Origin of the sequence: Enterococcus cecorum DSM 20682 = ATCC 43198 (assembly GCF_000407565.1) — a bacterium.
Classification (GTDB): domain Bacteria; phylum Bacillota; class Bacilli; order Lactobacillales; family Enterococcaceae; genus Enterococcus_E; species Enterococcus_E cecorum.
Map to the genome: position 1 here is coordinate 950,505 of NZ_ASWI01000003.1, position 24,990 is coordinate 975,494.

The following is a 24,990-nucleotide window of genomic DNA, read 5'->3' on the forward strand; positions in this document are numbered from 1 at the left end:
TGAATAATATCTTCTCCTATTTTATTAATCTATGTAAAAAAATAAATTTATTTAAAGAGGCGAATAAAATTATGGATCATATAGAAATTTATGTCAGTGACTTAGAAAATTCTTTTAAGTTCTATAGTTGATTACTGCCCAAATTTGGTTTTAAAGTTTTTCAAGAATGGGATGAGGGATTTTCATATCGAAAAAATGATTTTTACATTGTTTTTATTCAGACGAAGGGTCAGTATTTGCCTTCAACATACCATAGATGTCATGTAGGACTAAATCACTTAGCTTTTCATTGTGACAAAATAGAGACGATTGATCATATTCATCAGTATTGTTTGGGTAATCATTTGACATTATTGTAAGAAGAAAATTATCCATATGCTGCAGGTAAAGAATTTTATGCAGTTTTTTTTGAAGATCCGGATAGAATAAAAATTGAAGTTAGGTTAAGAAAAGATTAGGGGAGATATCAGGAAACGAATGATAATTTTATCTTGATAACGTCGTATATAAGCAAAACTATCAGGTTAAATTAATTTTTTTAATAATGATAAAAATCCGAATGTTCAACTTGAGTATGAATTCAATCATTGCTGAACATTCGGATATTTTTTTGTTATACCGAAATATTAGTCTATTACTTCTCTATTTTAGTTCATCACATTTTGTTCGATATCTTCATCCATAATTTCGCCTTTGGTAATAATGTTGGTATCCCCAATTAAGAAGAGTCCGTCTGGTGTGACTTTGACTTTTAAGGTACCACCAAGTACATGAATCGTGACTTCTTCTGGTTGGACTAAACCTTTTTGTGCCAGGATATAGGCAGTTGAGCCGCTACCTGTGCCACAAGCTAGGGTAAAATCTTCTACACCGCGCTCAAAGGTTCGAACCACGACTTCTTGATTATCTAATACTTCATAAAAATTGACATTGGCTCCTTTAGGTAAGTAATCCCAATAACGTAAACTTTTGGCCAAAGCTTGAATCGATGCTAATGGTGTGATACTCAAATTTTCATAAGGGACTACCAAATGAGGAATGCCAGGATCCCCCAATTCAACATAGTCTACTAAGAAATCATTAAACATCAAAGCTTCTTGGATATTGGCCGGATCATTTAATTGCACTTGATAATTTCGTTGGTCTAAACGTTTGGCATAAACCATCCCCGCGACTGTTTCAATTTGCATTTCTTCATTTGCCAGTTGGTTTTCAAAAGCATAGCGCGCCAGACAACGAGCACCATTGCCACACATTTCAGCTTCGGTACCATCTGCGTTGAAGAAAATCATGCGAAAATCGCCGCCTTTCTGGGGAGTATCTACTACCATTAAGGCATCTGAACCTACAGAAATTTTACGTTGGCAGATTTGTTTGGCTAATTTGACTAAGGTTTCATAAGGAAATTTTAATTCAATATTATTGATAATGATAAAGTCGTTGCCGGTACCTTGCATTTTGTAAAAAGGAATTTGCATCATTTCACACTCACTTTCTATAAAAAATCAGGAACCAATTCATTTTGGATCATTTGTTCGTAGCTTTGGCGTTTGACGATTAAAGCATCTTGCCCGTCTTTCACTAATACGACCGCTGGAATGGGTAATTTATTATAGTTGCTAGCCATGGAATAGCCATAAGCCCCCGTTGTAAAGGTAGCAAAAATATCACCCGTTTCAACTTTTGGTACGGCTAAGTCTTTTACCAAAATATCGGTACTTTCACAGGCTTTTCCAGAGATGGTTATTTTTTCTGTTTTTGCTTCATCGGCTTTGTTGGCAATGACTCCGGTATAAGTCGCATCATATAAGCCTGGGCGAATATTATCAGTCATCCCACCATCAATGGCAGCATAAGTACGGATGCCTGGTAAAGTCTTAATTTCGCCAATTGTGTGTAAGCTAATACCAGCTTCGGCCACAATACTTCGACCAGGCTCGATGACGATATTTGGACGTGGGAAATCATGTTTTCGACAAAAGCTTTCCGTTAATTCCATCAAAGGTGTTAGGAAGTATTCGTATGGTTGGCGGAGTTCATCTGGTAAGTATTTCACACCAAAGCCACCGCCGTAATTCAATTCTTTAATCGTATAGTTTAGACGTTTTCGCACTTCTAAGGCTAAATCTAAGGCAATTTTCGCTGCAGTTAGATGCGCGCTATTGTCTTTTAACTGACTCCCTACATGGAAATGGAAGCCATAAAATTCAATATTGCTGGCATCAATGGCTTTTTGAATGGTTGGCCATAAAATCTCTTCATCAAGCGGAATCCCGAATTTGGAATCTTTTTGACCGGTTGAAATATAGCTATGGGTTTGCACATTCACTTCAGGGGTAATTCTAAACAAGACTTTGGCTGTGGTTTGTTTTTCACTCGCAAGTTTTTGAATGCGTTCAATTTCTTGTAACCCATCAACGATAATCCGCCCTACACCATAATCTAAAGCCAGACTTAATTCTTCATCAGATTTATTATTGCCATTAAATTCGATATGTTCGGCTGGAAAATCAGCTTGAATGGCGGTATATAGTTCCCCACCACTGACCACATCGATACAAAAACCTTCGCGAGCCATGATTTTATAGATTGCTAGTGTAGAAAAGGCCTTTGAAGCATAAGCCACACGCGTATTTGGATATCGATTGGTAAAGGCAGCTTTTAACTGATTACATTCTGATACAATCGCGTTTTCTGAAAAGACATAAAGTGGGGTGCCATATTTTTGGGCTAATGCAACTGTGTCGCACCCATCAAAATATAAATGATGATTTTTTACTTCAAAATTCATTGCAGGACTCCTTATTGATTTAATTCTTTCATTAATTGACGGTAACATTCCACGCCGCCGAGTAAATATTCTTCATTAAATTGTAGTTGATCGCTGTGTAAAGGATGTGTATAGCCTAATGCTTCATTGCGAATACCTACGAAGAAAAAGAGACTCGGCACCTTTTGCTGATACATTGAGAAGTCTTCAGCGAGCATGTAAGGTGGGGTCGTTACATAGCTATCCCCAACAATTTTTTCTAAGGCTGCGACCATTTGTGCATCATTATCTACCACACGATACATATGATTAAAAGTCACTTCAGCTTCACAACCATATCCTTTGGCGATGTTTTGCGCAATTTCTTCAATACGACGGGTCATCGTTTCATAAACTTCATCGCTAAATGCGCGCATCGTTCCTTCAATTTTGACTTCTTGGGCAATAATATTCATCGCATCGCCACCGGTAATCTTACCAAAAGTGAGGACGGCTGAATCCATTGGCGAAAGATTTCGCGAAATAATTGTATGTAGTCCTGAAATCACCGCGCTAGTAGCAACAATCGCATCAGCCCCGATTTGTGGTTGCGCCCCGTGAGCACTCTTACCTTTGATTGTGATGTAGACCTCGCCATTTCTTGCCATCATTGGTCCTTTACGACAGGCGATGACACCTTCGTCAAATTCTGGAAAGACGTGTAAGCCAATCATTTGTTCAATACCGTATTTTTCAAATAGTCCCGCATCAATTAAAAGTTGGGCACCGCCAGGACCTTCTTCAGCTGGTTGAAAGACTAAGACGATGGTACCGATAATTTCTTGCGGATGTGTGGCAAGATATTGTGCAAAGCCTAGCATGGTAGCCATATGTCCATCATGACCACAAGCATGCATCTTACCAGGATGAGTGCTTTGAAAGGCTAAGTCAGTATTTTCAGTAATCGGTAAAGCATCGATATCGGTACGAAAGCCTAATGTCTTGCCTTCTTTGGTGCCTTTGAAGATTGCGACTAACCCGGTGTCTAATATTTCATGGATTTCAATATTGGGTAAGTATTGTAAAAAATTGTATAAATATTCTTTTGTTTTATATTCGGATAAGCCTAATTCAGGAATTTGATGAAGCGCGCGTCGATGTTTCGTCACGAGGTCTTTGAGTTGCGCTACGTCTTGAGAAATTAACATTTTTATGCAAACCTCCTTAGGGATTTTTCTTGTGATATATTCATTAGCATATTAATTATTAAGATTGAATGCAACTAACCTGCTTATTTTTGAAAAATTTTTTGCAGAAATTAGTGAATATTCCTTGCTAAGTATTTACATTATATAATATAATTAGAGCAATTCATATTGTTTTGTTAGTATTTTTTCATTTTATTGTCTGAAAACTAATGAAAATGAACAATTAATGATAAATTTGAAAGGAAGTGTCAAAAAGTGGCAATTTTTACAGGTGCAGGAATCGCGCTGATTACCCCAATGTTAGCAGATGGAACGGTGGATTTCGATAAGTTAAAAGAGCTAGCTGAATGGCATGTACAACAAGGAGCCGACGCCATTATCGCGTGTGGTACAACAGGAGAAGCTTCAACTTTAGACGATCAAGAACATATCGCCGTGATTGAGGCAGTGGTCAAACAAGTAAATGGCCGTATCCCAGTAATTGGTGGGACAGGTTCCAATAATACCCAACACGGGATTGAATTATCTCAAGCAGCCCAAAGAGTGGGGGCCGATGCATTATTGGTTGTGACACCATATTATAATAAAGCAACGAAGAAAAGCATTATCAAACACTATCAAGCAATTTGTGCCAGTGTTGATTTACCAGTTATTTTATACTCAGTGGCTTCACGGACAGGGATGAATTTAACACCGGCAATTGTCAAAGAGTTAAAAGAAATTCCTAATGTCGTCGGTATTAAAGAAGCAAGTGGCGATATTTCACAGATTGTAGAGATTGCGCGTCTGGTTGATGAGGACTTTGCGCTTTATTCAGGAAATGATGATCAAGTTCTTCCATTATTGTCTGTGGGTGGTTCAGGTGTGATTTCTACGATTGGTAATATTGCACCAAAACAAACTTCGCAAATGGTGCATGATTATTTAGAAGGTCAAACAAAAGCAGCCTTAGCCGTACAATTAGCACAAAAACCATTAATTGATGCGATTTTTAGCGAGGTTAATCCAGTGCCGATTAAAAAAGCAGTCGGTATGCTTAAAGGCTATGATACCTACTATCGCTTACCACTAGACCAACCAGAAGAAAAAACGGTCGAATTATTAGCCAAAGAAATGAAAAATTATGGTTTGTTATAACTCATCAATCGCGTTAGAAAGGGTGAAAACATGCTAAAAATTATTTTAAGTGGTTGTCATGGTAAGATGGGGAAAGTCTTACAGTCCATGATTGCGGCTAAAGAAGAAATGACGGTCGTAGCTGGCATTGATCAAAATACGGATTTACCTAGTGATTTTCCAGTTTATGCGCAGTTAGCACAAGTCCAAGAAACAGCAGATGTTGTGATTGATTTTTCACACTTTTCAGCTGTGGCGCAGTTAGTTAATGATGCCAAAGCGTTACACTTGCCAGTTGTTGTTGCTACTACAGGATTAACGCCAGACATTCAAGCAACGATTGACCAAGCAAGTGAAGAGATAGCGATTTTTCAGTCAGCGAACATGTCTTTAGGGATTAATGTCTTGATTAAGGCCTTGCAAGCAGTGACACCAATTTTAGAAAAAGATTATGATATTGAAATGATTGAAAAACATCATAATCAGAAAAAAGATTCACCGAGTGGAACGGCTTTATTATTGGCGGATAGCATCAATGAAGTTTGTCAGGAGAAAAAAGAATATATCTGTGACCGCACGCCTAAAGATGAAGCGCGCAAAACGAGTGAATTAGGGATTTCAGTGGTTCGCGGAGGCACGATTCCTGGTGAGCATATCGTGATTTATGCGGGTGAAGATGAGATTTTAGAATTTAAACACACCGCTTTATCACGCAATATTTTTGCCAAAGGTGCCCTTGAAGCAGCCGAATTTCTTGCCAAACAGCCAAGTGGCAAATATAATATGGCTGATTTAGTGAATCAAAATTAAGAATTTATCGAGGTGGAAAATGTCAGAATTACAATTTACCGATCCATATATGTTAGCAAAATATATTAAGGATGCAACGAAACAAACGCCAGTCAAAGCCTATGTTCAAGGTGATTTATCTGGTGTGACGAGTGATGAAGTGAAAATTTTTGGTGAAGGGAATTTTCATTTTGTGATTGGCGATGCAGATAAAGTAGCCGCCTTTTTAGATGCGCATCAAGATAAGATTACGGATTCTTATTTAGAAAATGACCGCCGCAATTCTGCTGTCCCACTATTAGACTTAACCAAAGTGGACGCTCGAATTGAACCAGGGGCGTTTATCCGTGACCAGGCTGTTATCGGAAAAAATGCTGTCGTCATGATGGGCGCCGTGATTAATATTGGTGCCGTAGTAGGCGAAGAGACCATGATTGATATGGGAGCCATTTTAGGTGCACGCGCGACAGTAGGAAAACGTGCGCATATTGGTGCGGGGGCTGTGTTGGCCGGCGTCTTAGAACCACCTTCAGCAAGTCCAGTGATTGTGGAAGACAATGTGTTAGTCGGCGCCAATGCAGTTGTACTAGAAGGGGTACGCATTGGTGAAGGTGCAGTGGTTGCTGCGGGTGCTGTCGTAACTGAAGATGTGCCAGCTGGTGCGGTAGTTGCGGGTAGTCCTGCCAAAATCATCAAAATGAAAGACGAAAAAACGATTAGCAAAACGGAATTTCTAGATGATTTACGTAAATAAAGTGGTTGAGGTCAAGTAGAAAAGTGGCTACTTGACCTTCTTTTTATATCAGTTACCAGCAGAAGTAGCAAAAGGTTATAGATAGGCAGATTAGATAACGCAAAGAATTTAAGTCGGAAATAAATTTTCTTTGCAAGTCACCACGTTTTCAAGTATATTAGAAATTAGGAAAAATAAAACAACTTTAGGAGGAATTTATGTCTCTACCAAAATGTCCAATGTGTCAATCAGAATATACTTATGAGGATCGTGGGTTGTTGATTTGCCCTGAATGCGGTCATGAATGGTCACCAGAAGATTCAGTTCAAGAAGAAGGCTTAGTCGTCCTTGATGCAAATGGCAATCAATTACAAGATGGCGATACAGTCACTGTGATTAAGGATTTAAAAGTCAAAGGAGCAAGTGGTGCGATTAAACAAGGAACTAAGGTCAAAAACATCCGCTTAGTAGAAGGCGACCATAACATTGACTGCAAAGTTGATGGCTTTGGTGCGATGAAATTAAAATCAGAATTTGTGAAGAAACTATAATCTTTCAAAAGCTGTTTACAAATTTTTCATACTTTTTTGGTAAACTATTCTTGAAAATTGATACGAGGTGAAAGGAATGTATGGAATGTATCCGATGGGGTTTTTCTTTGATCCCACCTATATTTTAGTGATTATCGGAATTATGCTATCCATGGCGGCTTCGGCTTATGTGAATAGTACTTACCGTAAATATGACGAGGTTTTGAGTAAAAAAGGGGTTACCGGGACGCAAGCTGCGCAGTATATCTTACAAAGTCAAGGTATTCATAATGTGGGGGTGCAAGGGATTGCGGGCGATTTGACCGATAATTATAATGCCCAAACGAAGATGTTGAGTTTATCCCAAGCTACAGCGCAATCGACTTCTGTTGCGGCAATTGGTGTGGCTGCTCATGAATGTGGTCATGCTGTACAAGATGCGAAAAATTATTTTCCATTGCGTTTGCGGGCAGGCATTGTACCGATTGTCAATATTGGTTCGGCTTTGTCTATCCCATTGATTTTAATCGGGATTTTATTACGTGGGCAATTTTTGATTAACTTAGGCTTAATTGCATTTGCGTTAGTCTTTATTTTCCAATTAGTCACGTTGCCTGTCGAATTTGATGCTTCAAGAAGAGCGATTCAAATTTTAAGTGAAGGTGGCTTATTGGCTGAAGATGAATTGCCTATGGTGAAAAAAGTCTTAACCGCCGCTGCTTTAACTTATGTGGCTGCTGCAGTGAGTACCTTACTTCAATTATTACGTTTATTTATTCTTTTTGGAAATAACAATCGCGACGACTAAAAGACAACTCTTAGAATTTGTCTCAAATCGTTGTATAATCGATGAAAATGTTTTCTAAATGTGCTAAAATAAAGACAAAAGAAGAATTGGAGTGATGGTTATGAAAACATCTACAAAAATTGCCTTAGGTGTCAGTACTACTTTGGTAGCTGGGGTGATTACTTCAGCGATTGTGGCCGATAAAATTATCACAAAGGTTAAAAAAGTTCAAAACCGCAAAAAAGTGAAAAAATTTGTGGACGATAAGTTAAATGGCAATGCTTTTGTTGGCGATATGGTGGACCGTCTAAGTGATAAAGATATTGAATCATTAATCAACATCGGTAAAAAAATCGGTGAAGGTCAAGAACAGTTATCTACTTATGGCGAATCAGTCAAAAATGCGACGAGCCAAGCCAAAGATAAAGTAGGTTCAGTCATTAAACAAATCAAAATCAAATATTAGTACAGATAGTCTCAAGAATTGCTCTTGGGACTTTTCTTAATAAGAAGTTAGGATGAGAAAATGGAAAAAAGGAGCAGTCTGACCCAAGAACAAAAAGAGTATTTCATGCAAGAAGCCATTAAAGAAGCCAAAAAAGCGGAACAAATGGCAGAAGTTCCCATCGGAGCGGTCGTGGTTTATCAAGGTGAAATCATAGGGCGCGGACATAATCAAAGAGAAACGCAGCAACAAGCCACCGCCCATGCAGAGATGTTTGCCATTCAAGAGGCTTGTGAAAAGGTCGGTAGTTGGCGTTTAGAGAGCAGTCAATTATTTGTGACTTTAGAGCCTTGTGTAATGTGTAGCGGGGCCATTCAGTTAGCCCGTGTCGAAGAAATCTATTTCGGGGCATTTGATCCAAAAGGTGGGGCATGTGGTTCTTTATTAAATATCGCCACGGATGAACGTTTTAATCATTGGAGCTATGTCGAGTCAGGTATTTTAGCTGAGGAATGTGGCCAGTTATTATCGCAATTTTTTAAAAAGCTAAGAGAAGCAAAAAAATTACGAAAAAAGGCTAGTCATTCACCAGAAAATAGTATATAATAGGTCTTGCCGTTATGGCTAGGACAATGGGAAGCTTGTGAAGCGTGTCAGGTCTGGAAGGAAGCAGCACTAAGCATGTCTTTCCATGTGTCTGATTGATTACATCAGTATTGACTGGTGTATTTTTTTTACCTTCAAAGTGATTTTTTGAAAGACTTCTTTATGTTTTGTTTAAATCAAGGTTTAAAATGATGAATGCTAAATAACGCCACCAAATCAAGTTAGATTAAGTGGCGTTTTTTATGCATCGTGCTTATTCTTTGATTTTTACTGTAAGCTGATTGTTGGTATTTTTGGTGATGTAAACGTTAAATGTTTTTTTAAAAGCATACTCATAATAACCTGAAATGCAGTGTTCTTTTGTTGAATTTTTATTTTTGATTTGAAGCGTAATATGACCAGAAAAATTTTGGGGTATCTTTATCTTTTTCTTTGCTTGGAAGCTTTGATTGACATTTCCACGAAACTTTACTATCATATCAGTCAAGGATAAATTTGTATGATTTGTGATAGAGATAGTATTGTCTTTTCCATGATTGTATATAAAATAACCACCCAAAAATGCAATAATGAATACTACCCATATGATTACTTTTTTCTTCATGTTTTCACCGCCTATACTGATTTGAACGCATCCTTTTTTTAGCAATTCATTTTTTCGACTGTCTTTTTAATTTTAATGCCCAAAATAACTCTCTTCTCAGTATAACATTTTTGTAGAAGAAAAAAATTTTATGATAGCTGTCATATAATGAATGGAAGTTTTTTGTCTAAAAGTGATTGTTCTATTAGTGGAAAATCATTACTTTCTTTATTTTGTTGTCAGCATTAGAATGGTTCGCTTGTTGAAAAGACAAGAGGAATGTCTGGCCGTCATGAAAGAAGAATAAATATGATTTTTCCTTTGCAAATGATTATGATTGTATGGTATAATTTTTGTCATTGCTGTAAGTTTTCAGCAATATTTTTGCAAATAGATTTGATGGAAGGATGACAGAAATGAAAGGGAAAAACCTTACCCTGAATTATAGTCTTCTACAAGGTAGCTATTGGATGAGTTATTGTGCCTTGTATAGTTTTGCGACAGTTTATCTTTTATCAAAAGGCTTTAATAGTGCGATGATAGGGATGATTGTGGCTGGTAGTAACATTTTAAGTAGTGTATTACAACCTTATGTTTCAACTTTGGCCGATCAAGCGAAGAAATTAAGTATTCGGCAAATTATTTTAATGGTAGCAGCTGTATTGGCTATTTTATTAGCAGGCTTAACGATTGTGCCTAGCCAACTTTTACTTGTAGGTCTTTTATTTATTTTTGCCAATATTTTCTTACAGGTGTTACAACCCTTAATCAATGCGATGAGTTTTTACTATATTCGTCATGGCATGAAAATTGACTTCGGTTTAGCCCGTGGAACAGGTTCGCTAGCTTTTGCGATTCTTTCAAGTATTTTAGGATATTTATTATCAAAATTCGCGAGTTGGGTCATTCCGTTTAGTAGTTTAATTTGCGTGGGACTGATCGTATTATTGATGTTGAGTTTCCCGATGATTCAAAAGATGAGCGAAGAAGTAGCACACGATGAAAATCCTAACCATGTGCCTGGTGGTTCCTTCATGTATTTTATCAAGGAATATCCAAGTTTTTGCTTTGTCTTAATTGGTAGCACTTGCTTATTTATCTATCATAATATGTTTAACGGTTATTTAATCCAAGTGGTAGAAGCCTTGCATGGGACTTCAAAAGAGTTAGGAACAACGATGTCACTTGCGGCGATGGTTGAGATTCCGACCATGTTCTTATTTTCAAAGATTGTAGCCAAATATAGCAGTCATAAGTTATTGGTTTTTGCAAGTATTATGTTTACGGTTAAAGCGATTGCGACGATTTTTGCAGTCAATATTCCGATATTATATGCGACTCAAATTTTCCAAATGTTTGCTTTTGCGCTATTCACCCCAGCATCTGTCTATTACACCAATCAAATGATGAAACCGCAAGACCAATTCAAAGGCCAAGCTTACCTGACAATGACCATTACCATGGGTGGGGTGCTTGGAAGTCTGTTAGGTGGTTTTATCCTTCAATATAGCAGCGTGTCAATGATGTTGATTGTCTGTGCGATTGTTTCAGCGATTGGGACTTTCTTTGTAGCAAAATTTGCGAAAGAAGTAAAAAATGCTTAAATCTTATCTTGAAAAGTGAGTTTCTTTTTAGAGGCTCACTTTTTTTGCTTCATTTATCCATTGGTAAAAAATAGGGCTTGTCTTTTAATCTAAAATTCGCTATGCTTGATTCGTGCATTGAAATCAAGGTCAACTTGGACTGGTTCGAGAACTTCCCAGGATAAAAAACTAAGAATCTCAGAAACTCTTTTTTTTGTCAAAGAAAAAGAGAATATTATGAAAGGGGTTGGAGAGATGCGCAAAGTAATTATTGATAGTGATCCAGGGATTGATGATTCGCTGGCTTTATTATATGCGCTCAAGTCACCAGAAATTGATGTTGTAGCGATTTGTGTTGTTGCAGGCAATGTTCCAGTCGAAATCGGTGTGAAAAATGTGTATTACTGCTTGGATTTGGTCAATCGGCGGGATATTCCTGTTTATCTCGGTGCGACTGAGCCTTTGGTTGTGCCTTTCGTGAGTGCGCAAGATACGCATGGTTTCGATGGTCTCGGGGAATGTCATTTAGCTCAAGCGACTATAGTTACGCCACAAGAGCAAAGGGCTGCTGAATTTTATGCTCAGACTTTTGCTCACCCACAGGAAATCTCGGTTATTGCCTTAGGTCCTTTAACGAATATCGCTCAAGCACTCGATTTGAATGTCAATCTCGGTTTAAATATGCAACGCTTTGTCAGTATGGGTGGTGCTTATCTTAGTCATGGTAATTGTTCACCGGTGGCAGAGTATAATTATTGGTGTGATCCCGATGCGGCGAAAATCGTCTATGAAAAATTAGGTTGTCCGATTGAAATGGTCGGCTTAGATGTGACACGTAAGATTGTTTTGACACCGAATTTGTTGCAATATAGTCAGTATTTAAATCCACAAATGGGTGAAATACTTGCAAAAATAACCCAATTTTATTTTGATTTTCACTGGCAACAAGAGCATGTCTTAGGCTGTGTGATTAATGATCCGCTAGCTGTGGCTTACTTTATTCACACCCAATTATGTAGTGGTTTCGATAGTTATGTAATTATTGAAAATCAAGGAGTCAGTCGTGGTCAAAGTTTGGTAGATGCGCATGATTTTTGGCGCAAACCGGCAAATGCCAAAATTTTGACTCAAGTCGATTCGACAGCGTTCTTTGTGGAATTTCTAGCCATTGTCTTAGATGTACCTCACGAAGTCATTGCACAAGATATGAAAAATTTGAAACTAGGTGAATGACTTTGAAAAATATCTCAACGAAAAAAATTGCTTTGATTGCTTTATGTGTCGGACTTAATTATGTGGGTGGGAATATCGCCTTATTTTTACGTTTGCCCATTTATCTTGATAGCTTAGGGACAATTATGGCTGCGTTTTTACTTGGACCGATTGCGGGGATGGCAGCTGGTTTGTTAAGTGGCTTACTTAGTGGCATTACGACTGATTTATTCTCGCTTTATTATATTCCCGTCGCACTGTGTACTGGTTTTATTGCGGGGATGGTTTATCAGCGTTTGCATAAGCCTTGGCGTGTTCCGATAGAAGCTGCGGTGATTTCCTTACCAGGTACGTTGATTTCTTCTTTTATCACGTATTTCTTATTTGGAGGTATCACTTCTTCAGGCTCGAGTATTATTGTGCAATTGATTCATGGGCTAGGACTCAACCAATTAACTAGCGTGATCTTGGTGCAAGTGATTACCGATTATGTCGATCGCTTATTGAGTGTTGTGGTGGTATTAAGTGTGATTGCGATGTTGCCGAAAAAAGTAAAAATGATATAAATTACAAGAGTGTCTGATTTTAGGCACTCTTTTTTAGGCGTTTTGCTTGTGTTTCGTCTAAAAAGCATTATAGTTAAAGTTAGAATTGAAAGTTACGGAGTATTTTCATGGAAACGATAAAGATTTTACATACCAATGATATCCACTCACATTTGGAAAATTGGCCGCGAATAGCGCATTACATCCAAAGTCAACAACAAGCATCCAAAGACGATGAAACACTTTGGACCTTGGATTTAGGCGATTTTTGTGATCGGTGGCATCCTTTAACCGAGGCCACGCATGGAAAAGGCAATATCGCATTACTGAATCAAGCCCACTATGATCTTGTTACTTTGGGTAATAATGAAGGACTAGGTTTTAGCCAAGATGAATTTAAAGAGCTTTATCAACAAGCTAATTTTCAAGTGGTGATTGCTAATGTCAGACAAATGAATCAACAACTTCCGCCTAACTGTCACGCCTATACGATTCTGACGACAAAAGACCAAACTAAAATCGCCTTTATCGGTTTGACTGCTCCTTTTGAATCTGGGTATCGTGCCAATGATTGGTTAATTTTAGATCCACAAGAAACTTTGCGTGCGTTTTTACCAGAATTAAAGCAACAAGCTGACCTCATTTGTGTGATGAGCCATTTAGGGGTGAAGCAAGATCGTTTACTTGCTCAAAAATTTCCTGAAATTGACCTTATTATTGGTTCACATACGCATCATGTGTTTCTTCAGGGGGAATATGTAAATCAGACTTTGTTGGCAGCGGCCGGGAAGTATGGTCAATATGTGGGTGAAATTACTTTAACTTTGGAAAATCATCAGCTAAAAGAGAAACGAGCACGGACCATTTGTTATGAAGATTTACCACCGGTAGCCGATGAAGGACGTGTGAGTGAAGGGTATTTTCAAGAAGGTCAACATTTATTAGCTGAGCAAGTCCTTTGCACAATCAATGAAGAAAAATCCATTGAAAAAATTACCGCAGAATTAGCTCAAGCGATGAAAGCTGCGACCAATCAAGACTTGGCTTTATTAAATACAGGCTTAGTTTTACATGCTTTAGCTAAAGGTGTCATTACGAAAAAAGACTTACATGAGATTTTGCCTCATTTGATGCATTTAGTGACTGTTCAGTTGCAAGGACGTGATTTAATACGTTTAGCAGCTGAAATAGCTAAAAATCAAACCTTTTTGAGTTATTATCAACCAAAAGGCTTAGGATTTCGTGGTAAGATTTTCGGGCAAATTTATAATGACGGCTTAGTCTATCATCCGGAAAGTCGAACAGCAAGTCTTAGAGGAAAGGCAATTGCACCCAATCAAAGCTATTCGTTAGTGACTTTGGATTATTGGGTCTTTTTACCTTTTTTCCCAACACTAGAAATTGCTGGGAAGGTCACGTTATATTATCCGAAATTATTGCGGGGGATTTATGGCGAATTTTTAGCAAGAAATGAGAATTAAACATACACAAACAATCGCTGAAAAGGTATAATAAAAAGGACAGTATATTATTGATAGGATGGTGAAAAGATGACCAATCAGGAAACGCAACAAGAAGTGCAAACAACCCAAGAACAAGCCGCTGAAGAAAAAGTGGAATATAAAGGGGAAGTCGTTACCCGAATTGAAGAAAATAAATATCAAGTTGGATCTAGACAATATGAACTAGTAGCCAATCATCGTGACGGGTTCGATGCGCAAAAATTCGGTGAACGTTATAGTGAGGTACTAGCAAAGTATGATTATATTGTTGGCGACTGGGGTTATGAACAGTTGCGCTTAAAAGGCTTTTTTGATGAAAATAATAAAAAAGCTTTACCCGAGCAAAGAATTGATACTTTAGAAGATTATTTATATGAGTATTGTAATTTTGGTTGTGCCTATTTTGTGGTGAAACGAATTGGTGGCAAGCGTGAGAAGATGCAAAATCGTAAAAATAAAAAGCATAAAAATAATCAAGCTTTTGTAGAAGAAAAACGTGAAGTCATTACTCACAAGAAAAAGCCAACGATAAAATCACGAAAAACTTCTGAAAATCATAAACAAGAAAAGCATACCATCAGTCATGCCGAAGGTAAGCGAAATTTTGTAGTAAGAAAGCGAGAGGACTAGGCTGTGAAATATAAAGGATACTTAATTGATTTAGATGGGACAATTTATCTAGGAAAAGAACCCATCCCAGCAGGTAAGCGATTTGTCGAACATCTGCAAGAAAAGGCGATTCCGTTTTTATTTGTAACGAATAATACGACGAAATCTCCAGAAACAGTGGCGCATCGTCTAGCCAATGAATTTGATATTCATGTGACCTCCGAACATGTTTATACTGCGACTTTAGCGACGATTGATTTTATGAAGGAAAAAAATCTAGGTAACAAGGTTTATGTGATTGGAGAAGCTGGTCTAATTGATTTAATTGTTGCAGCAGGTTTTGAATTAGATGATGAAAATCCTGATTATGTGGTTGTCGGTTTGGATAATGATGTGACTTATGAAAAATTTGTCAAAGCGACTTTAGCGATTCAAAAAGGCGCCTACTTTATTGGAACGAATCCAGATAAAAATATTCCTACTGAGCGTGGATTGTTGCCGGGTGCTGGTGCGTTAATCTCATTTTTAGAGACTTCTACGCAAACCAAAGCAACCTATATCGGTAAGCCTGAAGCCATCATCATGGAAAAAGCCCTTGAACATCTGCAAATGACTAAAGAGGAAGTCATCATGGTGGGTGATAATTATGAAACGGATATTCGCTCAGGGTTAAATAATGGGATTGATACTTTATTGGTGCTTTCTGGATTTACCTCTAAAGAACAAGTGCCACATTTACCTGAGGCGCCAAGTTATGTTGTGAATAATTTGGATCAATGGGACTTTAAATAATGAAGTTATCCTTTACGACTAGTTATTGGCTGAAGTATTTGTGCGTGTTGTTGACTGTGATTAGTTTGGCGATTACGATAACCATTCATTTTACGCCACTGTATTATTTACAAGAGTTTCAGCAGCATCTAGCGCAAAGTGTTGGCTTGACGCGCACGCAATTATTTCATAACTATCATCAATTATTAGCCTATTTGGATTTGCCTTGGATAAAGGAGTTGCGATTACCCGATTTTCCAAGTAGTAGCTCTGGAGCGAAACATTTTTACGAGGTGAAACGATTATTTTTATTCAATTATGCCGTTTTACTTGTAACTTTTGTGCCGAGTCTACGCATTTTAAAGCAGTTATATCGGCAAAAAATGACTTGGCTATTTATTCGCCCGATTCAGTGGACCGTATTGGTGTTTGCGGTTCTGTTGTTTTTGATGGCGATTGGTTTTGAGCGCTTTTTTATCTATTTTCATCAGATTTTATTTAGAAATGCGGATTGGTTATTTGATCCAGCTACTGATCCAATTATTAATGTTTTGCCAGAGTCTTTTTTCATGCAATGTTTTCTGCTATTCTTTGGGTTACTCTTGCTAAGTTTAGTGACATTGTATACAATAGGCAAAAAACAATTAAAAGAAAAATAACGAGGTGTTTGATTTGGTTGATTTAACGAATAAATTCAATCCACAAGTTGGCAAAATTGCCGTATCTTTAATTCGTCAGTTTGATGAGCGGGTTTCATCCATTCCGAATATTTTAAAATTAACTTTAGGGGAACCTGACTTTACGACTCCGGAGCATGTCAAAGCATCAGGAAGAGAAGCCATTACGCAAAATCATACCCACTATTCAGGAATGGCCGGTTTAGCAGATGTACGTCAAGCAGCGAGTGCCTTTTTAAAACAAAAATATCAAGTGGATTATCATTGGCAAGATGAGATTTTAGTGACCGTGGGAGCGACCGAAGCGATTTCGGCGGCCTTGCTTGCGGTTTTATGCCCAGGCGATGAAGTTTTACTACCAGCGCCTATTTATCCCGGATATGAACCAGTGATTACCTTAGCTGGGGCAAAACCAGTATATATGGATACGAGTGATAATGGCTTTGTTTTATCGCCTGATACCTTGGAAAAAGCCTTAATTGCGCATCGAGATAAGGTCAAAGCAGTTATTTTGAACTATCCAAGCAATCCAACTGGTGTGACTTATACACGTGAAGAAGTACAAGCTTTAGCCGATGTATTAAGAAAGTATGAAGTCTTTGTAATCAGTGATGAAATCTATAGTGAATTAACTTATGATGGCCATCATGTTTCAATTGCTGAATATTTAAGAGAACAAACCATTTTAATTAATGGATTGTCAAAATCGCATGCAATGACTGGTTGGCGTATCGGCTTTATCTGTGCACCGAAAGAATTGACCAAAGAAATTATCAAAGTACATCAATATTTAGTAACAGCAGCATCCACGATTTCTCAAAAAGCCGCTGTGGAAGCTTTAGTGGCTGGTATTAATGATGCGGATGAAATGAAAGTCGAATATCAAAAACGCCGCGACTATCTTTTTGAAAAAATGTCAGCACTTGGCTTTGAAATTGCTCGTCCATCTGGTGCTTTTTATATCTTTGCTAAAATTCCAGCTGGTCTCATACAAGATTCTTTTGATTTTTGTGTGGATTTGGCGCAAAAACAACAATTAGCGATTATTCCAGGTATTGCCTTTGGTCCAGAGGCGGAAGGTTATGTCCGTTTAAGTTATGCCGCAAGTATGGAAAAATTAGTCGAAGCGATGAACCGTTTAGAAAAATACGTTCAAAACGAAAAAGCTTAAAATATCCTAGTTAATGAAAGATTGCTCACTTTGCTATATAAGGTGGGCAATTTTTCATATCTGTCATTAAATTGGGAGGACATATGGTATGATGAAAGAAAACGTAGCAGAGGTGCGCGGTATGAAGTCATTTTGGAATCAGATAAACGATTATTTTGAACAGCATCCTTATCAAGAGGTTTTTATTCTTGCTATAGTGGGCTCAATCCTTGGTATTACAATTGAATATCTTGTAAATGGCGATTTTTTAATTGAAAATATTTGGACCTTCCTCTTTCTTAATCTTGGGTTTTTGTACCAAGCCTATCGCAAGCAGAAACGAACAAAAGAAAAGAAAAATTCCGTACAAAAAAAATAAACCGCTTAACATTTTAACTACACATTTATAAAGTGGTATTTCTAATTTGGTATGTATTGCTGTTGTGCGGACACTCGTGTATAATAAGGAAAAAGATGTACACGAGAAAGGAGAGTTATTATGGCAAAGTCAGCAAATTTATATGCGAGAATAGAGCCTGAAATCAAAGAGCAGGCTGAAAAAATCCTCTCTACACTGGGTATTCCTGCATCTAGTGCTATCAATATGTTTTATAAACAGATTATCTTACAGCGAGGGCTTCCTTTTGAAGTAAAAATTCCGGACAGAACACCCACAGATATAAGTGCGTTGAGAACAGATGAATTGCATGAAGAGCTAGATAAAGGATATGCGGATATGAAAGCTGGTCGAACCAAAGATGCAAAGACGGTTTTTTCTGATATGCGCAAAGAGCATGGTTTATGATTTTTACTGTAGACACATCAATACAGGCAGAAGAAGATTTACGAGAGATATTTGAGTATATCTCTTTTAGGCTTTTGTCACCGGAAAATGCAGCAAAGCAACTGGAACGTCTAGAAAGTCAGATATTGAGTTTAGATAAAATGCCAGAACGCTTTCCGAGATATGGAAAAGAACCGTGGTATAGCCGTGGATTGCGTTTTGTTGAGGTAGATAACTATATCGTGTTTTACATTCCAGATATAAAAGAACAAGTAGTAACTGTTTTACGTGTCATGTACAGCGGACGTAACATTCAAGAACAGCTAAGTGACCATACAAAGCAATAAACAATTTCATATCCTACATACAAAGCGGTTAGTCCTTGAAGATTGATCGCTTTTTCGATACTAAAATAATGTTGCTTTTATTTACCTAACCTTTACAATCTAAGAGAAATTTTTACATAGAATCAAACGGACTTTTACATCCACTTGTTAAGATAAATATGTAAGCAAGAAGTCAACTTACAAATCAATTCATTAAAGTAAGTAAGAGGAGTCATTACTATGAAAAAATTATCAGCCATGTTACTTTTAGCAGGAGTATTTTTAACCGGATGTGGCAATGCTAGTTCAACAGAAAACAGTTCAGCTAATTCTAAACAAGTCCAAATCGTTGCGGTCGGTTCTACTGCTTTACAACCCTTAGTTGAATCAGCGCAAGAACAGTTTGTTGCAAAAAATGCGAATTATCAAATTACCGTGCAAGGCGGAGGCTCAGGTACAGGCTTGAGTCAAGTGGCCAGTGGTTCGGTGCAAATTGGTAATTCCGATGTCTTTGCAGAAGAAAAAGATGGCGTAGATGCAAGCAAACTCGTTGATCATCAAGTGGCAGTTGTTGGGATGGCCCCAGTTGTCAATAAAGCGGTCGGTGTCAAAAATGTTACTAAAGATCAATTAATTGCGATTTTTACTGGTAAGGTGAAAAATTGGCAAGAGTTAGGCGGTAAGGACCAAGAAATTGTTGTTGTGAACCGAGCAAGTGGATCAGGTACGCGCGCCACTTTTGAAAAATGGGGCTTAGATGGGGCAAAAACCATTCAAGCGCAAGAACAAGATTCATCAGGAACAGTGAAAAAGATTGTTTCTTCTACTCCTGGTGCGATTAGTTATCTGGCTTTGTCTTATATTGATGATAGTATAGAAGCACTCTCTTTAGACGGTGTCGCACCAACTGCTGAAAATATCGAAACCAATGATTGGCCAATTTGGTCTTATGAACATATGTACACCAAAGGCAAGCCAACAAAAGAAATCAAGAAATTTTTAGATTACATGGTTTCTGATGAAGTTCAAGAAGGTTTGGTCAAAGACTTAGGTTATTTACCAGTAACGAAGATGCAAGTATCACGTTCTGCCGATGGACAAGTGACCGAAAAATAATCCAGTCTCTTCTAGTTTGAAAGAAAAGCAAAACCTACTCACGCTTTTCATTTCATCATAAGTTCTCCATAATAGAAAACCCCTCGTAGCTTGAAAACTATGAGGGGTTTTCTGTTAATTCAGGAAGTTCAACGATAAAAGTAGCGCCTAAGCCAGGATGACTCTCCACCCAGACGCGGCCACCTAATTTTTCAGTATAGTCTTTCACGATAGCTAAACCAAGACCAGTTCCACCAGAGTGTCTTGCCCGCGCTTTGTCTACCCGGTAAAAACGTTCGAAAATTCGTGCTTGATCTTTTGCTTCGATTCCTAAGCCATTATCGGTAATCTTAAAGGTGAATAGCTGGGCTTGTTTTTTCAATTGAATCGTAATCTTGCCGTTTTCAGGGGCATAAAAAATCGCATTTTCAATTAAATTTTTGAGAATGGGTTGAATCAGTTCTTTTTTAGTTAAGAGCGTGACTTCATTCTCGGAAGTAAGCGTTAAGGATAGCTGTTTATGCTCGATATTCTTTCCATATTGGCTAAGAATTTGTTTGACTAATTGTGTACATTCGACTTGACTTGATTCATAAGCAAATAATTCATCGGTTTTCGACAGTTGAATAATCTCTTGAATCAAATCTTGTAAGCGGTTGGCATCTTTTTGCATGATGGTTAAAAACTGGCGACATAATTCAGGATCTTCCATCGCGCCATCCAGCAAGGTTTCGGTAAAGCCAATCAGCGAGGTGACGGGTGTTTTTAATTCGTGGGTGACATTACCGACGAAATCTTTTTGCAGCTTTTCGAGATGTCTAATCTTGGTTAAGTCATAACTCATGCCCAGAATTTGTTGCTGATCAGAAAAACTCCGAATCGATAAATCTAATTTTCGCTTGGTTTGAAAAGTGGTCAGTTCTTCATGTAGCAGCTGATGATTCGACTGTACTTGATAAATCATTTGAATCAATTTCGGATCAGTGATGGTTTGGGTAAAATCAGCATTTAATTTGCTTTCTGTTAAACCGAGTTGTTCGCACATTGCTTGGTTCATCAGTTGTAGCTTGCCATCTGGTGCGATTAAAAAGATACCAATCGTTAATTCTTGTAAGACTTGAGCAAATTGTACTTGACTTTGGGTATATGCTTGATGGGTTTGGCGCAATTTTTCATTTAATTGATTAATCAAATAGAATAATTCGCCACTTTGTTCATCTTGCGTTAAAATCCATTCGGTGTGGTCAGGTTGATTGAGCATTTTTTCTAAGATAGGGACCACGGTTTGCAGCGGTTGGTTGCGTTTATAGATAACTCGTAAAATAAAGATCGTAATCATCAAATACATCAAGCTAAATACGATAAAAATCGCGCGTTGCATGGACTTAGCTTGCTTATAAAAGGTTGCAGTCGGCTCAGCTAAACGTAAAATATAACGTAATTGTCCTTTAGATTGTAAAGCAAGTGTGACATACATCATTTCCTTATGTAAAGTCTGACTTTCACGGATTGCTTGGCCGGTTTCATTGCCATCCAATATCGCTTTAACTTCTGGTCGATTTTTGCGAGAATCAGCTCGTAATTGGGATTCAAACGTATCAAATAGGATTTTACCGGTTTTACCATCAATTAAGGTGAGCCGCTCATTTTCATTTTGGACATATTGTGGAGCGAGCTGGATGATTTTTTCCGCTTGATTTTGGCTGATGCGACTTAGCGTTTGGGCTTGTTCAATCAAAAAGCGATTTTGCTGCGTAATGACTTGTTGGTTATAAAAATAATGAATCAATTGCCAGCTAAACAGATAAAGAATGATCAGGCCGATTCCCCAAATTAGGGCTTCCTTATGCAGATATTTTTTCATAAAAAAATATTTGTCGCGGAAACCCACTACCTTTAGGTGGTGGGAGAAGCGACTATCTCCTTTCTTTTTTTATAATTTTATGCTATATTTTCTAATTTCTTAGTTGTAACGATCCATGATTTTCTAGCAGATATTCTGTGACAATTCTTTGCTTTAGGAGTTTTTTGACCTTTAGACATATGATTAAAAGAAATTGTTTGTCCGTAAATATCCATTAAAGTGAAATAACCAGATGTTCGTCTTCCTTTAATGAAATATTCGTTACCAAAATATCTTACTTTGTCATATTTTTTAAATCCGTCAATTTTACCTTTTGGAATAGTCTTTTCTGAACGAACACCTTTTGTACGTTGAAAATCACCTTTAGGAATACAACGTTTAATCATTAGATTACATGCAAATTTTACTTGATTTCCAGCTGTTGCAATGACAGCCGCATCTACATAATGTTCTTTAGGTAAACCTAAATTTAAACGATTTGCTTTAGTGACATACCCAAATGTTTCAATTGCGTCTGGATATAATTTTAAAAGTTGTATACGAATGCTATTCATCTGCGTTGCGTATTTTAAAGCACTTTTTAAAGAACCTTCAAAATTCGGATGAATCAATCCTTTATGCAGTTCAACATGGCAACTATGACAAAGCGTAACTAGGTTGTTTTCTTCGTCAGAGCCACCTTGACTTCTAAAGACAATGTGATGAACTTCTAAGCGTTCGTTTTTGGGCTTTTTATTACAAATTTGACAAGTATGATTGTCTCTTACTAAAACCCTTGCTTTCGTATTTTCAAAACCGTAATTCGGACCTTGTTGATAGCCCCATGGTTTTACTTTTGGATTCGCCAAACTAGGGTTTTTCATTAAATGTGGGTCGAATGTTCCTGTTTCAAAAATTAATTTTGCAATAGGTAGAATGCTTTTAATAAATTCAATTTCTTTTTGATGACTATGCAATTTACTAGTCATTGTTGGACTAAAACGCTCTTTACGTTTTGAGTTTTTACGATTGTTGAACCGTGCTTTACGATAACGTGTCTTACAGCTACGTCGATTGCGACGATACATACGTCGTTGATCCATTTTCTTTTTAATTGAATTGTTCTTATCTTCTCTTAAAGTCACTTCAGAAGTGTAAAGAATATTTCCTTTTTCATCTGCAACGGCTGTTGCAAACGTTTGACTACCAGTATCAACACCTAAGGTTAAAGGTTGCGTATAGGTAGTTGTTTCATACGTCAACTTAATCGTAAAAGGTTCTCGATATTTGACTTTTGCTTTTCCTTGTTTTAACAATAAACGTGCGATGACGTTGCTACAAGGCATTAAAGGTTCGTTATCGATAGATAAAACATATACCATGAACCAGTCACTCCTTTAAAATAAAAATATTTAAAAACGCTGCTTAAAAGCAGGTAATGCGTACTTAAATCATACTATTACCATATGATTTTTTCCGTCTTCAACTCGACAATGATAATTAAGCTTTTTAGATATACGTCACAAGGCTTTGCTTACTCCAACCTAACTTAAACGTATATGACAGAGCATTGGTCTGTTGCGTCAACCAAAGGTGTCATGACTTAACTATCGTAGTATATATTTCTATATACTGAGTCTGGTAAACTATTTAATGGAAGCCACATATCCTTGGGTATGTGGTAGTTTACTTGTCCGGCTCCTGAAATTTATAGCCAAAACCGCGGACTGTGACTAAATATTGCGGTTTTTTCGGATCCACTTCGATTTTTTCTCTTAGATGACTAATATGAACATCAACAATCCGTGTTTGACCATCAAAATCAAAATTCCAAATACGTTCAAGCAAGGTATCACGATTGATGACGCGATTTTTACGTTGCATAAAATACACCAAGAGTTCAAATTCTTTAGGTGTTAAAGTAATTTCTTGACCACACACTTGGACTTGGTAGTTTGCTAAATCAGCGATAATTTCACCAATTTGTAAGGTTTGTCCTTCTTGGTTACTGGCTATTGGATGAATAGTATCATGTTCTTTTTTCACATCGACTCTGCGAAAAATTGCTTTCATACGTGCCAGTACTTCACGCGGGCTAAATGGCTTGGTTAGATAATCATCTGCGCCAATCTCAAGGCCTAAAATCCGGTCAATGGCATCATCTTTAGCGGTAAGCATCAAGATGGGACTGTCGACTTTTTCTTGACGGAGTTTTTTGGTGATTTCCATTCCATCCAGATACGGCAACATCACATCTAAAATGATAAAATCAAAAGCTTCTTGCAAGGCGAGTGCTAAACCTTTTTGACCATCTTCAGCTAAAGTGACCTGGTAACCTTCTTTTTGTAAATTAAATTGTAATAGGGTACGAATAGATTCTTCATCATCGACAACTAATACTTTTTTCATAAAAACCTCCAAATGATTTTCTGTTTCCATTTTACCATTAAGTACTATGGAAAACCACAAAACAATGATATAATGAAAAATGTTAGTCAATCTTATTTAGAAAGTAGTTAGAAATCATGATTGGAATAAGTGCTTGTCTGGGCGGTGTGTGTTGCCGCTATGATGGACGGATGCAAAAAATCAATCTAATAAAAGAACTGATAGCCGCCAATGAAGCTGTCTTAGTTTGCCCTGAAGTGATGGGTGGTTTACCGATTCCGCGCGTGCCAGCTGAGATTGTCGGTGGTGATGGCTTTGATGTCTGGCAAGGAAAAGCCAAAGTCATCAACCAGAATCAAGAAGATGTCACCGAAAGCTTTAAACATGGGGCGAGAGTAGCTTATGAAAAGTTACAGGCGCAGCAAGTGACGACCTTAATTTTAAAAGAGCGCAGTCCTTCTTGTGGTAAGTCACAAATTTATGATGGCACTTTTTCAGGTACGAAGCAGACAGGTGTCGGAGTAGCCACGGCCTATTTTATCCAAAAAGGGATGCAAGTTTATAGTGAGGCGGACTTACCAACCTTATGCTCACAAAGGGGGATTTTACTTGGAGATTGAAAAAACAAATCGCATGAACGCTTTGTTTGAGTTCTATTCGACACTTTTGACGACCAAGCAGATGAACTATATGGAATTATATTATGCGGACGACTATTCTTTAGGTGAAATTGCTGAAGAGTTTGAAGTGAGTCGGCAAGCCGTTTATGATAATATCAAGCGGACCGAAAAAATTTTAGAAGACTATGAAAAAAGATTACATATGTATTCAGATTATATGGTCAGAAGGCAAGTTTATGAGCAGTTTCAAGAATATATTGCCAGTCACTATCCAAAAGACGAGACCTTGCAAAGTTTTATCAATGAATTACAAGCAATAGAGGATTAAGAGATAAGGAG

General features: G+C 37.5%; 28 protein-coding genes, 1 other RNA gene and 1 riboswitch. Of the genes, 22 read left to right on the forward strand and 7 right to left on the reverse strand.

Annotation, left to right across the window (positions count from 1 at the left end; genetic code table 11):
* Positions 1 to 647: 647 nt before the first annotated feature.
* The 3 genes from dapF to I567_RS05345 are packed head-to-tail and all read right to left on the reverse strand — an operon-like array spanning position 648 to position 3,957.
* Positions 648 to 1,478 carry a diaminopimelate epimerase gene (dapF, locus tag I567_RS05335; protein WP_016251230.1) on the reverse strand — a complete coding sequence of 277 codons (831 nt, stop codon included), beginning with the start codon at positions 1,476 to 1,478 and terminating at the stop codon, positions 648 to 650.
* A 17-nt stretch (positions 1,479 to 1,495) separates the two neighbouring features.
* Positions 1,496 to 2,791, reverse strand: a complete 1,296-nt coding sequence (lysA, locus tag I567_RS05340) for a diaminopimelate decarboxylase (protein ID WP_016251231.1) — start codon at positions 2,789 to 2,791, stop codon at positions 1,496 to 1,498.
* A gap of 11 nt (positions 2,792 to 2,802) precedes the next feature.
* Positions 2,803 to 3,957 (reverse strand): M20 metallopeptidase family protein, encoded by a 1,155-nt coding sequence (locus tag I567_RS05345; protein ID WP_016251232.1) that lies wholly within the window; start codon positions 3,955 to 3,957, stop codon positions 2,803 to 2,805.
* A 255-nt stretch (positions 3,958 to 4,212) separates the two neighbouring features.
* Here I567_RS05345 and dapA point away from each other — a divergent pair, with 255 nt between their 5' ends.
* From dapA to ffs, 8 genes are all read left to right on the forward strand, one after another.
* Positions 4,213 to 5,094, forward strand: coding sequence for a 4-hydroxy-tetrahydrodipicolinate synthase (dapA, locus tag I567_RS05350; protein ID WP_016251233.1), 882 nt, complete (start codon positions 4,213 to 4,215; stop codon positions 5,092 to 5,094).
* A 30-nt stretch (positions 5,095 to 5,124) separates the two neighbouring features.
* On the forward strand, positions 5,125 to 5,883 hold the full coding sequence (gene dapB / locus I567_RS05355) for a 4-hydroxy-tetrahydrodipicolinate reductase (RefSeq protein WP_016251234.1): 759 nt from the start codon (positions 5,125 to 5,127) through the stop codon (positions 5,881 to 5,883).
* Positions 5,884 to 5,902: 19 nt separating this feature from the next.
* Positions 5,903 to 6,616: a 2,3,4,5-tetrahydropyridine-2,6-dicarboxylate N-acetyltransferase gene (gene dapD / locus I567_RS05360; protein ID WP_016251235.1), complete on the forward strand. Its 714-nt coding sequence runs from the start codon at positions 5,903 to 5,905 to the stop codon at positions 6,614 to 6,616.
* A 197-nt stretch (positions 6,617 to 6,813) separates the two neighbouring features.
* Positions 6,814 to 7,146, forward strand: a complete 333-nt coding sequence (locus tag I567_RS05365; protein ID WP_016251236.1) for a zinc ribbon domain-containing protein YjdM — start codon at positions 6,814 to 6,816, stop codon at positions 7,144 to 7,146.
* A 76-nt stretch (positions 7,147 to 7,222) separates the two neighbouring features.
* Positions 7,223 to 7,933 carry a zinc metallopeptidase gene (locus tag I567_RS05370; RefSeq protein WP_016251237.1) on the forward strand — a complete coding sequence of 237 codons (711 nt, stop codon included), beginning with the start codon at positions 7,223 to 7,225 and terminating at the stop codon, positions 7,931 to 7,933.
* Between the two features lie 100 nt (positions 7,934 to 8,033).
* Positions 8,034 to 8,378, forward strand: a complete 345-nt coding sequence (locus I567_RS05375) for a hypothetical protein (protein ID WP_016251238.1) — start codon at positions 8,034 to 8,036, stop codon at positions 8,376 to 8,378.
* A 60-nt stretch (positions 8,379 to 8,438) separates the two neighbouring features.
* Positions 8,439 to 8,963 carry a tRNA adenosine(34) deaminase TadA gene (tadA, locus tag I567_RS05380; RefSeq protein WP_016251239.1) on the forward strand — a complete coding sequence of 175 codons (525 nt, stop codon included), beginning with the start codon at positions 8,439 to 8,441 and terminating at the stop codon, positions 8,961 to 8,963.
* Positions 8,964 to 8,973: 10 nt separating this feature from the next.
* Positions 8,974 to 9,073, forward strand: an RNA gene (gene ffs, locus I567_RS12395) — signal recognition particle sRNA small type.
* Positions 9,074 to 9,216: 143 nt separating this feature from the next.
* Here the strand turns inward: ffs and I567_RS05385 are convergent.
* Entirely contained in the window at positions 9,217 to 9,567 is a 351-nt protein-coding gene (locus I567_RS05385) for a hypothetical protein (RefSeq protein ID WP_016251240.1), read from the reverse strand.
* A 386-nt stretch (positions 9,568 to 9,953) separates the two neighbouring features.
* Here I567_RS05385 and I567_RS05390 point away from each other — a divergent pair, with 386 nt between their 5' ends.
* From I567_RS05390 to I567_RS05445, 12 genes are all read left to right on the forward strand, one after another.
* Entirely contained in the window at positions 9,954 to 11,150 is a 1,197-nt protein-coding gene (locus I567_RS05390; protein ID WP_231940207.1) for an MFS transporter, read from the forward strand.
* A 133-nt stretch (positions 11,151 to 11,283) separates the two neighbouring features.
* A riboswitch (PreQ1 riboswitch) is annotated at positions 11,284 to 11,328 on the forward strand.
* A 56-nt stretch (positions 11,329 to 11,384) separates the two neighbouring features.
* Positions 11,385 to 12,362, forward strand: a complete 978-nt coding sequence (locus I567_RS05395) for a nucleoside hydrolase (protein ID WP_026209893.1) — start codon at positions 11,385 to 11,387, stop codon at positions 12,360 to 12,362.
* Positions 12,359 to 12,907, forward strand: coding sequence for an ECF transporter S component (locus I567_RS05400; RefSeq protein ID WP_016251243.1), 549 nt, complete (start codon positions 12,359 to 12,361; stop codon positions 12,905 to 12,907). Before I567_RS05395 ends, I567_RS05400 begins: the two co-directional genes overlap by 4 nt.
* A 107-nt stretch (positions 12,908 to 13,014) precedes the next feature.
* Complete coding sequence (locus tag I567_RS05405; RefSeq protein ID WP_016251244.1) at positions 13,015 to 14,367, forward strand: bifunctional metallophosphatase/5'-nucleotidase; 1,353 nt, start codon at positions 13,015 to 13,017, stop codon at positions 14,365 to 14,367.
* A 69-nt stretch (positions 14,368 to 14,436) separates the two neighbouring features.
* Positions 14,437 to 15,018 (forward strand): YutD family protein, encoded by a 582-nt coding sequence (locus I567_RS05410; RefSeq protein WP_016251245.1) that lies wholly within the window; start codon positions 14,437 to 14,439, stop codon positions 15,016 to 15,018.
* A gap of 3 nt (positions 15,019 to 15,021) precedes the next feature.
* Entirely contained in the window at positions 15,022 to 15,789 is a 768-nt protein-coding gene (locus I567_RS05415; RefSeq protein ID WP_016251246.1) for a TIGR01457 family HAD-type hydrolase, read from the forward strand.
* On the forward strand, positions 15,789 to 16,427 hold the full coding sequence (locus I567_RS05420; protein WP_016251247.1) for a TIGR01906 family membrane protein: 639 nt from the start codon (positions 15,789 to 15,791) through the stop codon (positions 16,425 to 16,427). The genes I567_RS05415 and I567_RS05420 overlap by 1 nt, the downstream gene beginning before the upstream one ends.
* A 13-nt stretch (positions 16,428 to 16,440) precedes the next feature.
* On the forward strand, positions 16,441 to 17,616 hold the full coding sequence (locus I567_RS05425) for a pyridoxal phosphate-dependent aminotransferase (RefSeq protein ID WP_016251248.1): 1,176 nt from the start codon (positions 16,441 to 16,443) through the stop codon (positions 17,614 to 17,616).
* Positions 17,617 to 17,704: 88 nt separating this feature from the next.
* Entirely contained in the window at positions 17,705 to 17,974 is a 270-nt protein-coding gene (locus tag I567_RS05430) for a hypothetical protein (RefSeq protein WP_016251249.1), read from the forward strand.
* Positions 17,975 to 18,094: 120 nt separating this feature from the next.
* Positions 18,095 to 18,400, forward strand: a complete 306-nt coding sequence (locus I567_RS05435) for a type II toxin-antitoxin system RelB/DinJ family antitoxin (protein WP_016251250.1) — start codon at positions 18,095 to 18,097, stop codon at positions 18,398 to 18,400.
* Entirely contained in the window at positions 18,397 to 18,726 is a 330-nt protein-coding gene (locus tag I567_RS05440; RefSeq protein ID WP_016251251.1) for a type II toxin-antitoxin system RelE/ParE family toxin, read from the forward strand. Before I567_RS05435 ends, I567_RS05440 begins: the two co-directional genes overlap by 4 nt.
* Before the next feature lie 219 nt (positions 18,727 to 18,945).
* Entirely contained in the window at positions 18,946 to 19,821 is an 876-nt protein-coding gene (locus I567_RS05445) for a phosphate ABC transporter substrate-binding protein (RefSeq protein ID WP_016251252.1), read from the forward strand.
* A gap of 97 nt (positions 19,822 to 19,918) precedes the next feature.
* Here I567_RS05445 and I567_RS05450 read toward each other — a convergent pair whose 3' ends face one another.
* The 3 genes from I567_RS05450 to I567_RS05460 form a co-directional block, all read right to left on the reverse strand.
* Entirely contained in the window at positions 19,919 to 21,664 is a 1,746-nt protein-coding gene (locus I567_RS05450; RefSeq protein WP_016251253.1) for a sensor histidine kinase, read from the reverse strand.
* Positions 21,665 to 21,741: 77 nt separating this feature from the next.
* Complete coding sequence (gene iscB / locus I567_RS05455; protein ID WP_016251254.1) at positions 21,742 to 23,025, reverse strand: RNA-guided endonuclease IscB; 1,284 nt, start codon at positions 23,023 to 23,025, stop codon at positions 21,742 to 21,744.
* Between the two features lie 304 nt (positions 23,026 to 23,329).
* The gene (locus tag I567_RS05460; protein WP_016251255.1) at positions 23,330 to 24,052 is read right to left on the reverse strand and encodes a response regulator transcription factor; all 723 of its coding nucleotides are present in this window, start codon (positions 24,050 to 24,052) and stop codon (positions 23,330 to 23,332) included.
* A 116-nt stretch (positions 24,053 to 24,168) separates the two neighbouring features.
* On the opposite strand from I567_RS05460, the gene I567_RS05465 reads away from it, so the two are divergent.
* Complete coding sequence (locus tag I567_RS05465; protein WP_016251256.1) at positions 24,169 to 24,651, forward strand: 2-thiouracil desulfurase family protein; 483 nt, start codon at positions 24,169 to 24,171, stop codon at positions 24,649 to 24,651.
* Positions 24,641 to 24,979 carry a putative DNA-binding protein gene (locus tag I567_RS05470; protein WP_016251257.1) on the forward strand — a complete coding sequence of 113 codons (339 nt, stop codon included), beginning with the start codon at positions 24,641 to 24,643 and terminating at the stop codon, positions 24,977 to 24,979. The genes I567_RS05465 and I567_RS05470 overlap by 11 nt, the downstream gene beginning before the upstream one ends.
* Positions 24,980 to 24,990 lie beyond the last annotated feature (11 nt).

Excerpts from the sequence above, each read along its gene's own strand:
- I567_RS05400 (WP_016251243.1), top strand. The coding sequence starts at position 12,359 with ATGACTTTGAAAAATATCTCAACGAAAAAAATTGCTTTGATTGCTTTA.
- iscB (WP_016251254.1), bottom strand. The coding sequence starts at position 23,025 with ATGGTATATGTTTTATCTATCGATAACGAACCTTTAATGCCTTGTAGC.
- tadA (WP_016251239.1), top strand. The coding sequence starts at position 8,439 with ATGGAAAAAAGGAGCAGTCTGACCCAAGAACAAAAAGAGTATTTCATG.
- I567_RS05450 (WP_016251253.1), bottom strand. The coding sequence starts at position 21,664 with ATGAAAAAATATCTGCATAAGGAAGCCCTAATTTGGGGAATCGGCCTG.
- I567_RS05430 (WP_016251249.1), top strand. The coding sequence starts at position 17,705 with ATGATGAAAGAAAACGTAGCAGAGGTGCGCGGTATGAAGTCATTTTGG.
- I567_RS05375 (WP_016251238.1), top strand. The coding sequence starts at position 8,034 with ATGAAAACATCTACAAAAATTGCCTTAGGTGTCAGTACTACTTTGGTA.
- I567_RS05405 (WP_016251244.1), top strand. The coding sequence starts at position 13,015 with ATGGAAACGATAAAGATTTTACATACCAATGATATCCACTCACATTTG.
- I567_RS05390 (WP_231940207.1), top strand. The coding sequence starts at position 9,954 with ATGACAGAAATGAAAGGGAAAAACCTTACCCTGAATTATAGTCTTCTA.
- I567_RS05370 (WP_016251237.1), top strand. The coding sequence starts at position 7,223 with ATGTATGGAATGTATCCGATGGGGTTTTTCTTTGATCCCACCTATATT.
- I567_RS05395 (WP_026209893.1), top strand. The coding sequence starts at position 11,385 with ATGCGCAAAGTAATTATTGATAGTGATCCAGGGATTGATGATTCGCTG.
- I567_RS05465 (WP_016251256.1), top strand. The coding sequence starts at position 24,169 with ATGATTGGAATAAGTGCTTGTCTGGGCGGTGTGTGTTGCCGCTATGAT.
- lysA (WP_016251231.1), bottom strand. The coding sequence starts at position 2,791 with ATGAATTTTGAAGTAAAAAATCATCATTTATATTTTGATGGGTGCGAC.
- I567_RS05420 (WP_016251247.1), top strand. The coding sequence starts at position 15,789 with ATGAAGTTATCCTTTACGACTAGTTATTGGCTGAAGTATTTGTGCGTG.
- dapD (WP_016251235.1), top strand. The coding sequence starts at position 5,903 with ATGTCAGAATTACAATTTACCGATCCATATATGTTAGCAAAATATATT.
- I567_RS05365 (WP_016251236.1), top strand. The coding sequence starts at position 6,814 with ATGTCTCTACCAAAATGTCCAATGTGTCAATCAGAATATACTTATGAG.
- I567_RS05435 (WP_016251250.1), top strand. The coding sequence starts at position 18,095 with ATGGCAAAGTCAGCAAATTTATATGCGAGAATAGAGCCTGAAATCAAA.
- dapB (WP_016251234.1), top strand. The coding sequence starts at position 5,125 with ATGCTAAAAATTATTTTAAGTGGTTGTCATGGTAAGATGGGGAAAGTC.
- dapF (WP_016251230.1), bottom strand. The coding sequence starts at position 1,478 with ATGCAAATTCCTTTTTACAAAATGCAAGGTACCGGCAACGACTTTATC.
- I567_RS05345 (WP_016251232.1), bottom strand. The coding sequence starts at position 3,957 with ATGTTAATTTCTCAAGACGTAGCGCAACTCAAAGACCTCGTGACGAAA.
- I567_RS05460 (WP_016251255.1), bottom strand. The coding sequence starts at position 24,052 with ATGAAAAAAGTATTAGTTGTCGATGATGAAGAATCTATTCGTACCCTA.
- I567_RS05445 (WP_016251252.1), top strand. The coding sequence starts at position 18,946 with ATGAAAAAATTATCAGCCATGTTACTTTTAGCAGGAGTATTTTTAACC.
- I567_RS05440 (WP_016251251.1), top strand. The coding sequence starts at position 18,397 with ATGATTTTTACTGTAGACACATCAATACAGGCAGAAGAAGATTTACGA.
- I567_RS05410 (WP_016251245.1), top strand. The coding sequence starts at position 14,437 with ATGACCAATCAGGAAACGCAACAAGAAGTGCAAACAACCCAAGAACAA.
- I567_RS05385 (WP_016251240.1), bottom strand. The coding sequence starts at position 9,567 with ATGAAGAAAAAAGTAATCATATGGGTAGTATTCATTATTGCATTTTTG.